The following is a 12360-nucleotide window of genomic DNA, read 5'->3' as shown; positions in this document are numbered from 1 at the left end:
GAAGAGAACCCGCACCAGCTGCAGCAGCTCATCCGCCTGCCGGGTCAGCAGTATGATGAGGAGTCCGGCCTGTATTACAACCGCCACCGCTATTATGACCCGCTGCAGGGGCGGTATATCACTCAGGATCCGATTGGGCTGAAGGGGGGATGGAACCTGTATACATATCCGCTGAGCCCGGTGAATGGCATGGATCCATTGGGATTATATGAATTTAAATCAAAAAATATAGATGATATTGGAATATTTGCATTGGCAATGTGTAATGGAGAATCAATTAACGAGATTAAAGAATATGGTGGACTAATATGTAAGAAGCAAGGTGAATATTTTCCCATGAATCCGATAAGTTCAAATGATAATGATAGTGTAGACTTGCGAAATATAAAATGCCCTGAAGGTTCAGAGAGAGTAGGCGATTATCACACTCACGGTTTTTACTCTGACGATAAAGGAAATAAAGTAACAAAAGAAAATGATGTTTATGATAGTCTAAATTTTTCAAGCAAAGATTTAACGAATTCTTATATGAATGGAATGGGAAAAAAAGAATACAGTAGTTACTTGGGAACACCAAATAACACCTATCTAAAATATAATCCCAAAGCTAAAGGGAATGGAGTTACAATTATCAGGCAAGGGAGTAATTAAAATGAAGGCAATACAATGTTGTTATTTCCTTGCTTTAGTCTCCAGTCATTTAATGGCTGGAGTTATGAGTGATGACAATGTATTTTTAAGTAATTCGGATTTAGCTGCTTTATATTGTGTGGCTAAAATATTTCCAGATGGAGAAAATATTTTAATATATAAAGTAAATATAATTAATGCTAGTTCAAAAAAAGATGTATTTTTTTATGAAAGCCCAACATCAACCCACAATGACATAATGGGGGGCGGGGGAATGTCATATGCCTATGAATATGATGTAAAATATAATATATGTCATTTGAGAAAAAAGAGCAGAATGAGGTAAAAATCTTTGGCTGTGTATTCAGTCTGGTAATCATCCAAGGAAAGCTCATCAGAAGGGTGATGACTCCAATTAGTAGAACATATATTTTCGATAAAAGCACCGATGACTTTTTCATGAAGTTCTACAGAACTCGAGAAACAGATGGTTTTGCGGGCCAGACGTTTGATTCGGGTTCTCAGGGTCAGATTGTTACGCTCAATGTGCTGAGTAAAAATCTTACCAGTCAGATGCTTCTCCTTTGGTAACTCTCTAGCGTAACTACCCCATTCGTCAGTGGTCAACATGCCGATGGTAAAAGGGTAAGCAGCGCCAGCAATTCACGACAGGTTTCATCAGTCCGGGGGCCAAAAGTGTAGGCCAGAACACCACCAGTTTTCGTGTTGTACACGTACCAGAGCCAGTGCTGTCGCGCTTTACTGCCGACAAAGCTCCATTGCTGACTAAGTTCGCAGATGAGTGCCACATCAGCATGAGCGACCGGGGATGACGTTATTCTTCGTGGCGAGAGTTTTTTAAAGTTCGGATGACTGTATTAATGCCGATTTTCAGCGTACGGGCAGTATAGCGAACCCCGGCACCGTTGAAAGCCATTTCAGCGATTTGGTCTTTAACTCCCGGTTTACGGGGCTCGTAACAGTAACTGAGCTGAAATACCCGGTGACAGTCACGGCCGCGGAATCGATCATGTCTTTTGGGGTTCTGCCCGTGACGGTAAACCTGAACGGACTGGCAACGGGGACAATGAAGGTTAACTGTGACCATGAAACAACCTTAAAAGCGAGTATTATATCCTTAATTCAACTAATTGGAGGCATCACCGTTTACCGGAGCGACAGCTTGCGGAAAGGTCGTGCAACTACAAAGCAACAAACAGACTACGGCGGGAATTATTTTTTTTATCATCCATTACCACGAAAACAGCGGCCATTCTTTGGCGACCGTGGTGAGTTGTGGCGCGTCGAAAACGGCTTGTGGTGAAACTACCGTTTCCTCAAGCGGAATATTTTTGCCGTAGCGTTCTTTGAGCTTCGCCTGGACCAGCGGGTTGCTGAGATCAAACTCTTTCAACTTCTGCTGTTCGCCCACGCGCATTCCCAGCGCATTCTGATAAACCTTCCACACCACTTCCGAACAGTACTGGCGATCGTCGCTCCATGAGAAGCTGAAATCGTACGGTTTGCCGAGATAACGTTTCGCCGTTTGCGCCAGTTTTTGCTGTTGTTCAACACTCAGTCCGCCTTCAACGCGGCGAACAACGTATTTGCCCTTTTCACCATGGGCAATCCACTGCTTGAGCGGGGTGTATTTCACCGGGCCGACCGCTTCAAAAACGTAGGGCTTTTTGTTACGCATCACCAGCATACCGGTGTGGCTGTAATCGGAATGGGTCGCCAGTTGGATCGCTTTACTTTGCGATGAGCGAGAGATTTGAAAGATGATGTCGCCAGTTTGCGGCTGCCAGGCAAAGGCAGGCACAGAAACCAGCAGGCTGAGGATCAGTAGCCTGATTTTCATCGTTAAACGTCCTTGTATGAAAAAAGCGGCAGGTTAACTCCGCGCCGCTCTTTTCCGCTTTAGTATTCCCACGTCTCCGGGTTAATCCCCATCTCACGCATGATCTCTTTTGCCGCTTCCGGGATTTCGTCGCTGCGCTCTTTACGCAGATCGGCATCATCCGGCAAAGGTTGCCCGGTAAAGGCATGCAGAAACGCTTCGCACAGCAGCTCGCTGTTGGTAGCGTGACGCAGGTTGTTCACCTGACGACGCGTGCGTTCATCGGTGAGGATTTTTAACACCTTAAGAGGAATGGAAACCGTAATCTTTTTGACTTGTTCACTCTTCTTGCCGTGCTCAGCGTATGGGCTGATATATTCGCCGCTCCATTCAGCCATGAGATACTTAATCCTCTTCGTCAATAAATTGAGACCAGACCACACAATTTATGTGGGTACTGACCGTAAACCCGCATAGTTTACCGTACAGGCGTTACCGTGACATCGTGTAATGCATCTGTCGGCGTGATAATGCATATAATTTTAACGGCTATTTGGGATTTGCTCAATCTATACGCAAAGAAGTTTAGATGTCCAGATGTATTGACGTCCATTAACACAATGTTTACTCTGGTGCCTGACATTTCACCGACCAAGCCCAGGGAACTTCATCACATGACGCGTAAACAGGCCACCATCGCAGTGCGTAGCGGGTTAAATGACGACGAACAGTATGGTTGCGTTGTCCCTCCCATCCATCTTTCCAGCACCTATAACTTTACCGGATTTAATGAACCGCGCGCGCATGATTACTCGCGTCGCGGCAACCCAACGCGCGATGTGGTTCAGCGTGCGCTGGCAGAACTGGAAGGCGGTGCTGGTGCAGTACTTACTAATACCGGCATGTCCGCGATTCACCTGGTAACGACCGTCTTTTTGAAACCTGGCGATCTGCTGGTTGCGCCGCACGACTGCTACGGCGGTAGCTATCGCCTGTTCGACAGCCTGGCGAAACGCGGTTGCTATCGCGTGTTGTTTGTTGATCAAGGCGATGAACAGGCATTACGGGCAGCGCTGGCAGAAAACCCCAAACTGGTACTGGTAGAAAGCCCAAGTAATCCATTGTTACGCGTCGTGGATATTGCGAAAATCTGCCATCTGGCAAGGGAAGTCGGGGCGGTGAGCGTGGTGGATAACACCTTCTTAAGCCCGGCATTACAAAATCCGCTGGCATTGGGTGCCGATCTGGTGTTGCATTCATGTACGAAATATCTGAACGGTCACTCTGACGTGGTGGCTGGCGTGGTGATTGCTAAAGACCCGGACGTTGTCACTGAACTTGCCTGGTGGGCAAACAATATTGGCGTGACGGGCGGCGCGTTTGACAGCTATCTGCTGCTACGCGGGTTGCGAACGCTGGTGCCGCGTATGGAGCTGGCGCAGCGCAACGCGCAGGCGATTGTGAAATATCTGCAAACCCAGCCGTTGGTGAAAAAACTGTATCACCCGTCGCTGCCGGAAAATCAGGGGCATGAAATTGCCGCGCGTCAGCAAAAAGGCTTTGGCGCAATGTTGAGTTTTGAACTGGATGGCGATGAGCAGACGCTGCGTCGTTTCCTGGGCGGGCTGTCGTTGTTTACGCTGGCGGAATCGTTAGGGGGAGTGGAAAGTTTAATCTCTCACGCCGCAACCATGACACATGCAGGCATGGCGCCAGAAGCGCGTGCTGCCGCCGGGATCTCCGAGACGCTGCTGCGTATCTCCACCGGTATTGAAGATGGCGAAGATTTAATTGCCGACCTGGAAAATGGCTTCCGGGCTGCAAACAAGGGGTAAAAATGAGTGTGATTGCGCAGGCAGGGGCGAAAGGTCGTCAGCTGCATAAATTTGGTGGCAGTAGTCTGGCTGATGTGAAGTGTTATTTGCGTGTCGCGGGCATTATGGCGGAGTACTCTCAGCCTGACGATATGATGGTGGTTTCCGCCGCCGGTAGCACCACTAACCAGTTGATTAACTGGTTGAAACTAAGCCAGACCGATCGTCTCTCTGCGCATCAGGTTCAACAAACGCTGCGTCGCTATCAGTGCGATCTGATTAGCGGCCTGCTACCCGCCGAAGAAGCCGATAGCCTCATTAGCGCTTTTGTCAGCGATCTTGAGCGCCTGGCGGCGCTGCTCGACAGCGGTATTAACGACGCAGTGTATGCGGAAGTGGTGGGCCACGGTGAAGTGTGGTCGGCGCGACTGATGTCTGCGGTACTTAATCAACAAGGGCTGCCAGCGGCCTGGCTTGATGCCCGCGAGTTTTTACGCGCTGAACGCGCTGCGCAACCGCAGGTTGATGAAGGGCTTTCTTACCCGTTGCTGCAACAGCTACTGGTACAACATCCGGGTAAACGTCTGGTGGTGACCGGGTTTATCAGCCGTAACAACGCCGGTGAAACGGTGCTGCTGGGGCGTAACGGTTCCGACTATTCCGCGACACAAATCGGTGCGCTGGCGGGTGTTTCTCGCGTAACCATCTGGAGCGACGTCGCCGGGGTATACAGTGCCGACCCGCGTAAAGTGAAAGATGCCTGCCTGCTGCCGTTGCTGCGTCTGGATGAGGCCAGCGAACTGGCGCGTCTGGCGGCTCCCGTTCTTCACGCCCGTACTTTACAGCCAGTTTCTGGCAGCGAAATCGACCTGCAGCTGCGCTGTAGCTACACGCCGGATCAAGGTTCCACGCGCATTGAACGCGTGCTGGCCTCCGGTACTGGTGCGCGTATTGTCACCAGCCACGATGATGTCTGTTTGATTGAGTTTCAGGTGCCCGCCAGTCAGGATTTCAAACTGGCGCATAAAGAGATCGACCAAATCCTGAAACGTGCCCAGGTGCGTCCACTGGCGGTTGGCGTGCATAACGATCGCCAGTTGCTGCAATTTTGCTACACCTCAGAAGTGGCCGACAGTGCGCTGAAAATCCTCGACGAAGCGGGATTACCTGGCGAACTGCGCCTGCGTCAGGGGCTGGCGCTGGTGGCGATGGTCGGGGCGGGTGTCACCCGTAACCCGCTGCATTGCCACCGCTTCTGGCAGCAACTGAAAGGCCAGCCGGTCGAGTTTACCTGGCAGTCCGATGACGGCATCAGCCTGGTGGCAGTACTGCGCACCGGCCCGACCGAAAGCCTGATTCAGGGCCTGCATCAGTCCGTCTTCCGCGCAGAAAAACGCATCGGCCTGGTATTGTTCGGCAAAGGCAATATCGGTTCCCGCTGGCTGGAACTGTTCGCCCGCGAGCAGAGCTCGCTTTCGGCGCGTACCGGCTTTGAATTTGTGCTGGCAGGCGTGGTGGACAGCCGCCGCAGTCTGTTGAGTTATGACGGGCTGGACGCCAGCCGCGCGTTAGCCTTCTTCAACGATGAAGCGGTCGAGCAGGATGAAGAGTCGCTTTTCCTGTGGATGCGCGCCCATCCGTATGATGATTTAGTGGTGCTGGACGTTACCGCCAGCCAGCAGCTGGCTGACCAGTATCTTGATTTCGCCAGCCACGGTTTCCACGTCATCAGTGCCAACAAACTGGCGGGAGCAAGCGACAGCAATAAATATCGCCAGATCCACGACGCCTTCGAAAAAACCGGGCGTCACTGGCTGTACAACGCCACCGTCGGTGCGGGCTTGCCGATCAACCACACCGTGCGCGATCTGATCGACAGCGGCGATACTATTTTGTCGATCAGTGGGATCTTCTCCGGCACGCTCTCCTGGCTGTTCCTGCAATTCGACGGTAGCGTGCCGTTTACCGAGCTGGTGGATCAGGCGTGGCAGCAGGGCTTAACCGAGCCTGATCCGCGTGACGACCTCTCCGGCAAAGACGTAATGCGCAAGCTGGTGATTCTGGCGCGTGAAGCGGGTTACAACATTGAACCGGACCAGGTACGTGTGGAATCGCTGGTGCCTGCTCATTGCGAAGGCGGCAGCATCGACCATTTCTTTGAAAATGGCGATGAACTTAACGAGCAGATGGTGCAACGGCTGGAAGCGGCCCGCGAAATGGGGCTGGTGCTGCGCTACGTGGCGCGTTTCGATGCCAACGGCAAAGCGCGTGTGGGCGTGGAGGCGGTGCGTGAAGACCATCCGCTGGCATCACTGCTGCCGTGCGACAACGTCTTTGCCATCGAAAGCCGCTGGTATCGCGATAACCCGCTGGTGATCCGTGGGCCTGGCGCGGGGCGCGACGTCACCGCCGGGGCGATTCAGTCGGATATCAACCGGCTGGCACAGTTGTTGTAATTTCAGAAATTTAATAATGTCCGGTACTCATGTTTTCGGGTCTATGGTTTCTAATGAAATATATTGAATTATCATAGGATTAGGCCGGATGAAGCGTTTACGACGAATCCGGCAAGAAGCAATAAGTACATGGTTAGTTAATATTTGCAGTCCGGTTTGCTTTGCATACCGGATTTTCTTTTTCTTACCATCCTGAAGTTTTTTCATCTTCCCTGATTTTTCCTCACCATCATTGGTCATTTTTCGGTTGACGCCCTTCGGCTTTTCCTTCATCTTTACATCTGGACGTCTAAACGGATAGATGTGCACAACACAACATATAACTACAAGCGATTGATGAGGTAAGGTATGAGCTTTTTTCACGCCAGCCAGCGGGATGCCCTGAATCAGAGCCTGGCAGAAGTCCAGGGGCAGATTAACGTTTCGTTCGAGTTTTTCCCGCCGCGTACCAGTGAAATGGAGCAGACCCTGTGGAACTCCATCGATCGCCTTAGCAGCCTGAAACCGAAGTTTGTATCGGTGACCTATGGCGCGAACTCCGGCGAGCGCGACCGAACGCACAGCATTATTAAAGGCATTAAAGATCGCACTGGTCTGGAAGCGGCACCGCATCTTACTTGCATTGATGCGACGCCCGACGAGTTGCGCACCATTGCACGCGACTACTGGAATAACGGTATTCGTCATATCGTGGCGCTGCGTGGCGATCTGCCGCCGGGAAGTGGTAAGCCAGAAATGTATGCTTCTGACCTGGTGACGCTGTTAAAAGAAGTGGCAGATTTCGATATCTCCGTGGCGGCGTATCCGGAAGTTCACCCAGAAGCAAAAAGCGCTCAGGCGGATTTGCTTAACCTGAAACGCAAAGTCGATGCCGGAGCCAACCGCGCGATTACTCAGTTCTTCTTTGATGTCGAAAGCTACCTGCGTTTTCGTGACCGCTGTGTGTCGGCGGGCATTGATGTGGAAATCATTCCGGGCATTTTGCCGGTATCTAACTTTAAACAGGCGAAGAAATTTGCCGACATGACCAACGTGCGTATTCCGGCGTGGATGGCGCAAATGTTTGACGGGCTGGATGACGATGCCGAAACCCGCAAGCTGGTGGGCGCGAATATTGCCATGGATATGGTGAAGATTTTAAGCCGTGAAGGAGTGAAAGATTTCCACTTCTATACGCTTAACCGCGCTGAAATGAGTTACGCGATTTGCCATACGCTGGGGGTTCGACCTGGTTTATAAATAGTGTGGCTTTTGTGAAAATCACACAGTGATCACAAATTTTAAACAGAGCACAAAATGCTGCCTCGAAATGAGGGCGGGAAAATAAGGTTATCAGCCTTGTTTTCTCCCTCATTACTTGAAGGATATGAAGCTAAAACCCTTTTTTATAAAGCATTTGTCCGAATTCGGACATAATCAAAAAAGCTTAATTACGATCAATTTGATCTACATCTCTTTAACCAACAATATGTAAGATCTCAACTATCGCATCCGTGGATTAATTCAATTATAACTTCTCTCTAACGCTGTGTATCGTAACGGTAACACTGTAGAGGGGAGCACATTGATGAGCACGTCAGACGATATCCATAACACGACAGCCACTGGCAAATGCCCGTTCCATCAGGGCGGTCACGACCAGAGCGCGGGGGCGGGCACAACCACTCGCGACTGGTGGCCAAATCAACTCCGTGTTGACCTGTTAAACCAACATTCTAATCGTTCTAACCCGCTGGGTGAGGACTTTGACTACCGCAAAGAATTCAGCAAATTAGATTACTACGGCCTGAAAAAAGATCTGAAAGCCCTGCTGACAGAATCTCAGCCGTGGTGGCCAGCCGACTGGGGCAGCTACGCCGGTCTGTTTATTCGTATGGCCTGGCACGGCGCGGGGACTTACCGTTCAATCGATGGACGCGGTGGCGCGGGTCGTGGTCAGCAACGTTTTGCACCGCTGAACTCCTGGCCGGATAACGTAAGCCTCGATAAAGCGCGTCGCTTGTTGTGGCCAATCAAACAGAAATATGGTCAGAAAATCTCCTGGGCCGACCTGTTTATCCTCGCGGGTAACGTGGCGCTGGAAAACTCCGGCTTCCGTACCTTCGGTTTTGGTGCCGGTCGTGAAGACGTCTGGGAACCGGATTTGGATGTTAACTGGGGTGATGAAAAAGCCTGGCTGACTCACCGTCATCCGGAAGCGCTGGCGAAAGCACCGCTGGGTGCAACCGAGATGGGTCTGATTTACGTTAACCCGGAAGGCCCGGATCACAGCGGCGAACCGCTTTCTGCGGCAGCAGCTATCCGCGCGACCTTCGGCAACATGGGTATGAACGACGAAGAAACAGTGGCGCTGATTGCGGGTGGTCATACGCTGGGTAAAACCCACGGTGCTGGTCCGACATCAAATGTAGGTCCTGATCCAGAAGCTGCACCGATTGAAGAACAAGGTTTAGGTTGGGCGAGCACTTACGGCAGCGGCGTTGGCGCAGATGCCATTACCTCTGGTCTGGAAGTAGTCTGGACCCAGACGCCGACCCAGTGGAGCAACTATTTCTTCGAGAACCTGTTCAAGTATGAGTGGGTACAGACCCGCAGCCCGGCTGGCGCAATCCAGTTCGAAGCGGTAGACGCACCGGAAATTATTCCGGATCCGTTTGATCCGTCGAAGAAACGTAAACCGACGATGCTGGTGACCGACCTGACGCTGCGCTTTGATCCTGAGTTCGAGAAGATCTCTCGTCGTTTCCTCAACGATCCGCAGGCGTTCAACGAAGCCTTTGCCCGTGCCTGGTTCAAACTGACGCACAGGGATATGGGGCCGAAATCTCGCTACATCGGGCCGGAAGTGCCGAAAGAAGATCTGATCTGGCAAGATCCGCTGCCGCAGCCGATCTACAACCCGACCGAGCAGGACATTATCGATCTGAAATTCGCGATTGCGGATTCTGGTCTGTCTGTTAGTGAGCTGGTATCGGTGGCCTGGGCTTCTGCTTCTACCTTCCGTGGTGGCGACAAACGCGGTGGTGCCAACGGTGCGCGTCTGGCATTAATGCCGCAGCGCGACTGGGATGTGAACGCAGCAGCCGTTCGTGCTCTGCCTGTTCTGGAGAAAATTCAGAAAGAGTCTGGTAAAGCCTCGCTGGCGGATATCATCGTGCTGGCAGGTGTGGTTGGCGTTGAGAAAGCCGCAAGCGCCGCTGGTTTGAGCATTCATGTACCGTTTGCGCCGGGTCGCGTTGATGCGCGTCAGGATCAGACTGACATTGAGATGTTCGAACTGCTGGAGCCAATTGCTGACGGTTTCCGTAACTATCGCGCTCGTCTGGATGTTTCCACCACCGAGTCACTGCTGATCGACAAAGCCCAGCAACTGACGCTGACCGCGCCGGAAATGACTGCGCTGGTGGGCGGGATGCGCGTACTGGGTGCCAACTTCGATGGCAGCAAAAACGGCGTCTTCACTGACCGCGTTGGCGTATTGAGCAATGACTTCTTCGTGAACTTGCTGGATATGCGTTACGAGTGGAAAGCGACCGACGAATCGAAAGAGCTGTTTGAAGGCCGTGACCGCGAAACCGGCGAAGTGAAATACACTGCCAGCCGTGCGGATCTGGTATTTGGTTCTAACTCTGTCCTGCGTGCGGTGGCTGAAGTTTACGCCAGCAGCGATGCTCACGAGAAGTTTGTTAAAGACTTCGTGGCGGCATGGGTGAAAGTGATGAACCTCGACCGTTTCGACCTGCTGTAATCTGACCTTCTTCAGCGACTGCCTTTCAGGCAGTCGCTGAAGTTTCTTTACCGGCGTATAGTGTCCACAGGAAAACTACACACTGGATCTCTCATGTCTGCCGCAGGAAAGAGCAACCCACTGGCAATCAGTGGCCTGGTTGTGCTCACACTTATCTGGAGTTATAGCTGGATTTTCATGAAGCAAGTCACCAGCTACATCGGTGCCTTCGACTTTACCGCCTTACGCTGCATTTTCGGTGCTCTCGTTTTATTCATCGTCCTTTTATTACGTGGTCGCGGAATGCGCCCGACACCGTTTAAATACACCTTAGCCATTGCCCTGTTACAAACCTGCGGGATGGTTGGCCTGGCGCAGTGGGCGCTGGTCAGCGGCGGAGCGGGGAAGGTGGCGATCCTGAGCTATACCATGCCGTTCTGGGTGGTGATTTTCGCCGCGGTGTTTCTCGGTGAACGCCTGCGACGTGGGCAATATTTCGCGATTCTGATTGCCGCTTTCGGCTTATTTTTGGTGTTGCAGCCGTGGCAACTCGATTTCTCTTCGATGAAAAGTGCCATGCTGGCAATCCTCTCCGGTGTTAGTTGGGGGGCGAGCGCGATTGTTGCTAAACGTCTGTATGCCCGTCATCCGCGCGTGGATTTATTGTCGTTAACATCCTGGCAGATGCTCTATGCGGCGCTGGTGATGAGTGTGGTCGCTTTACTGGTGCCGCAACGTGAAATTGACTGGCAGCCCACCGTGTTCTGGGCGCTGGCCTACAGCGCGATTCTGGCGACGGCACTGGCGTGGAGCTTATGGTTGTTTGTATTGAAAAACTTGCCTGCCAGTATTGCCAGCTTAAGCACACTGGCCGTTCCCGTTTGCGGCGTACTCTTTTCCTGGTGGCTGCTCGGCGAGAATCCGGGGGCCGTTGAAGGTAGCGGTATTGTGCTGATTGTGATGGCACTGGCGCTGGTGAGCCGTAAGAAAAAAGAAGCCGTTAGTGTAAAAAGCATCTGAATTTTTTCTTCATGTGGGGCGATCGCTTATTTAACAAAATAACGATAATGCCCCACCATGCGCCAGCTAAACAGCACATCTTCTTCCTGCGCACCTGCGCCAATGTTATGTATCACCAGCGGCGTACCGTCGCGGGCGAAGCCATCTGAAACCACCCCAATATGTGCCAGCCCGTTATCTAATCGCCAGGAGACAATATCGCCCGCTTGATAGTCACTGGGGTTCTTGCTGATGGGGCGTGTTTTATCGTGGCGGGTAAACCAGGTTTCCAGATTAGGCACCCGACGGTGATCGATGTTGCTGTCCGGGCGCTTTAACTGCCATTTTTGCGGGTACTCGGCAAAATTCTTCGCCATATCTTCGTGCACCAGTTTCTGCAAATCGACCTTCTGGCTGCGCAATGCACGGATCACCACATCGGAACATACCCCGCGTTCTTGCGGGACATCACCGCCAGGATAGGTAAGCTGCACATACGCCGGATCGTAAAATAGCGTGCTGCCGATTTGCTGTCTGGCACCGTCTGCGATGGTAAGGTTGGTATTGGCCTGGATTTGTACCACGGTTGGTGGAACGGCGGGAGATTTTAAGGAGTGGCTGGTAAATGCCGTTAGCAGGCTGACCAGCACCAGTGAAGCTTTCATCTGTTTCGTCCGTGAAAATAAGAGTCACAGATTCGACCTTCCGGGATAACGATTGTTCTGTAGAGAAAATGTCCAGAAGCGGATAAAAAACTCCTGAACAACGTAGGAGTTTCAGATTACTGGCACAGAGTGCCGGATGCGGCGTGAACGTCTTATCTGGCCTAAAAAGCACGCAAATTCAATATATTGCAGAGATTACGTAGGCCTGATAAGCGTAGCGCATCAGGCA

11 protein-coding genes and 1 pseudogene are annotated in these 12360 nt (G+C 51.8%); 7 read left to right on the top strand and 5 right to left on the bottom strand.

Features of this window, described 5'->3' with window-relative positions; genetic code table 11:
- The coding region (locus ACJHW7_RS22715) for an RHS repeat-associated core domain-containing protein (protein ID WP_263907626.1) at nucleotides 1-651 on the top strand (651 nt) is incomplete at its 5' end.
- 1 nt (nucleotide 652) lies between these two features.
- The gene (locus tag ACJHW7_RS22710) at nucleotides 653-976 is read left to right on the top strand and encodes an RHS element protein dsORF-f3 (RefSeq protein WP_021557388.1); all 324 of its coding nucleotides are present in this window, start codon (nucleotides 653-655) and stop codon (nucleotides 974-976) included.
- A 69-nt stretch (nucleotides 977-1045) separates the two neighbouring features.
- Here the strand turns inward: ACJHW7_RS22710 and ACJHW7_RS22705 are convergent.
- The 3 genes and pseudogenes from ACJHW7_RS22705 to metJ form a co-directional block, all read right to left on the bottom strand.
- A pseudogene (locus ACJHW7_RS22705) lies at nucleotides 1046-1738 on the bottom strand (IS1 family transposase).
- 144 nt (nucleotides 1739-1882) lie between these two features.
- Nucleotides 1883-2491, bottom strand: coding sequence for a YiiX family permuted papain-like enzyme (locus ACJHW7_RS22700; RefSeq protein WP_000702307.1), 609 nt, complete (start codon nucleotides 2489-2491; stop codon nucleotides 1883-1885).
- Nucleotides 2492-2550: 59 nt separating this feature from the next.
- Nucleotides 2551-2868, bottom strand: coding sequence for a met regulon transcriptional regulator MetJ (metJ, locus tag ACJHW7_RS22695; RefSeq protein ID WP_000852812.1), 318 nt, complete (start codon nucleotides 2866-2868; stop codon nucleotides 2551-2553).
- A gap of 276 nt (nucleotides 2869-3144) precedes the next feature.
- Here metJ and metB point away from each other — a divergent pair, with 276 nt between their 5' ends.
- Together metB and metL are read left to right on the top strand one after the other, a co-directional pair.
- On the top strand, nucleotides 3145-4305 hold the full coding sequence (metB, locus tag ACJHW7_RS22690; protein WP_000197201.1) for a cystathionine gamma-synthase: 1161 nt from the start codon (nucleotides 3145-3147) through the stop codon (nucleotides 4303-4305).
- Between the two features lie 2 nt (nucleotides 4306-4307).
- Nucleotides 4308-6740: a bifunctional aspartate kinase/homoserine dehydrogenase II gene (gene metL / locus ACJHW7_RS22685; protein ID WP_021557389.1), complete on the top strand. Its 2433-nt coding sequence runs from the start codon at nucleotides 4308-4310 to the stop codon at nucleotides 6738-6740.
- Nucleotides 6741-6767: 27 nt separating this feature from the next.
- On the opposite strand, the gene ACJHW7_RS22680 is transcribed toward metL, so the two are convergent.
- Nucleotides 6768-7013, bottom strand: coding sequence for a hypothetical protein (locus tag ACJHW7_RS22680; RefSeq protein WP_000660587.1), 246 nt, complete (start codon nucleotides 7011-7013; stop codon nucleotides 6768-6770).
- A gap of 75 nt (nucleotides 7014-7088) precedes the next feature.
- Between ACJHW7_RS22680 and metF the strand changes: the two genes are divergently transcribed.
- From metF to yijE, 3 genes are all read left to right on the top strand, one after another.
- Nucleotides 7089-7979 carry a methylenetetrahydrofolate reductase gene (metF, locus tag ACJHW7_RS22675; protein ID WP_000007523.1) on the top strand — a complete coding sequence of 297 codons (891 nt, stop codon included), beginning with the start codon at nucleotides 7089-7091 and terminating at the stop codon, nucleotides 7977-7979.
- A gap of 328 nt (nucleotides 7980-8307) precedes the next feature.
- The gene (katG, locus tag ACJHW7_RS22670) at nucleotides 8308-10488 is read left to right on the top strand and encodes a catalase/peroxidase HPI (RefSeq protein WP_001297636.1); all 2181 of its coding nucleotides are present in this window, start codon (nucleotides 8308-8310) and stop codon (nucleotides 10486-10488) included.
- 93 nt (nucleotides 10489-10581) lie between these two features.
- A complete protein-coding gene (yijE, locus tag ACJHW7_RS22665) occupies nucleotides 10582-11487 on the top strand; it encodes a cystine transporter YijE (RefSeq protein WP_021557390.1) in 906 nt (301 codons plus the stop codon).
- Nucleotides 11488-11513: 26 nt separating this feature from the next.
- On the opposite strand, the gene ACJHW7_RS22660 is transcribed toward yijE, so the two are convergent.
- On the bottom strand, nucleotides 11514-12131 hold the full coding sequence (locus ACJHW7_RS22660) for a DUF1287 domain-containing protein (RefSeq protein WP_000648014.1): 618 nt from the start codon (nucleotides 12129-12131) through the stop codon (nucleotides 11514-11516).
- Between the last annotated feature and the right edge of the window lie 229 nt (nucleotides 12132-12360).

This window comes from Escherichia sp. WS1152 (assembly GCF_046487665.1).
Lineage (GTDB): Bacteria > Pseudomonadota > Gammaproteobacteria > Enterobacterales > Enterobacteriaceae > Escherichia > Escherichia coli.
This window is presented reverse-complemented; position numbering and strand designations above follow the sequence as displayed.

Coding starts and splice junctions, on each gene's coding strand:
- yijE (WP_021557390.1), top strand. CDS start 10,582: ATGTCTGCCGCAGGAAAGAGCAACCCACTGGCAATCAGTGGCCTGGTT.
- katG (WP_001297636.1), top strand. CDS start 8,308: ATGAGCACGTCAGACGATATCCATAACACGACAGCCACTGGCAAATGC.
- ACJHW7_RS22680 (WP_000660587.1), bottom strand. CDS start 7,013: ATGAAGGAAAAGCCGAAGGGCGTCAACCGAAAAATGACCAATGATGGT.
- metJ (WP_000852812.1), bottom strand. CDS start 2,868: ATGGCTGAATGGAGCGGCGAATATATCAGCCCATACGCTGAGCACGGC.
- ACJHW7_RS22700 (WP_000702307.1), bottom strand. CDS start 2,491: ATGAAAATCAGGCTACTGATCCTCAGCCTGCTGGTTTCTGTGCCTGCC.
- ACJHW7_RS22660 (WP_000648014.1), bottom strand. CDS start 12,131: ATGAAAGCTTCACTGGTGCTGGTCAGCCTGCTAACGGCATTTACCAGC.
- metL (WP_021557389.1), top strand. CDS start 4,308: ATGAGTGTGATTGCGCAGGCAGGGGCGAAAGGTCGTCAGCTGCATAAA.
- metF (WP_000007523.1), top strand. CDS start 7,089: ATGAGCTTTTTTCACGCCAGCCAGCGGGATGCCCTGAATCAGAGCCTG.
- ACJHW7_RS22710 (WP_021557388.1), top strand. CDS start 653: ATGAAGGCAATACAATGTTGTTATTTCCTTGCTTTAGTCTCCAGTCAT.
- metB (WP_000197201.1), top strand. CDS start 3,145: ATGACGCGTAAACAGGCCACCATCGCAGTGCGTAGCGGGTTAAATGAC.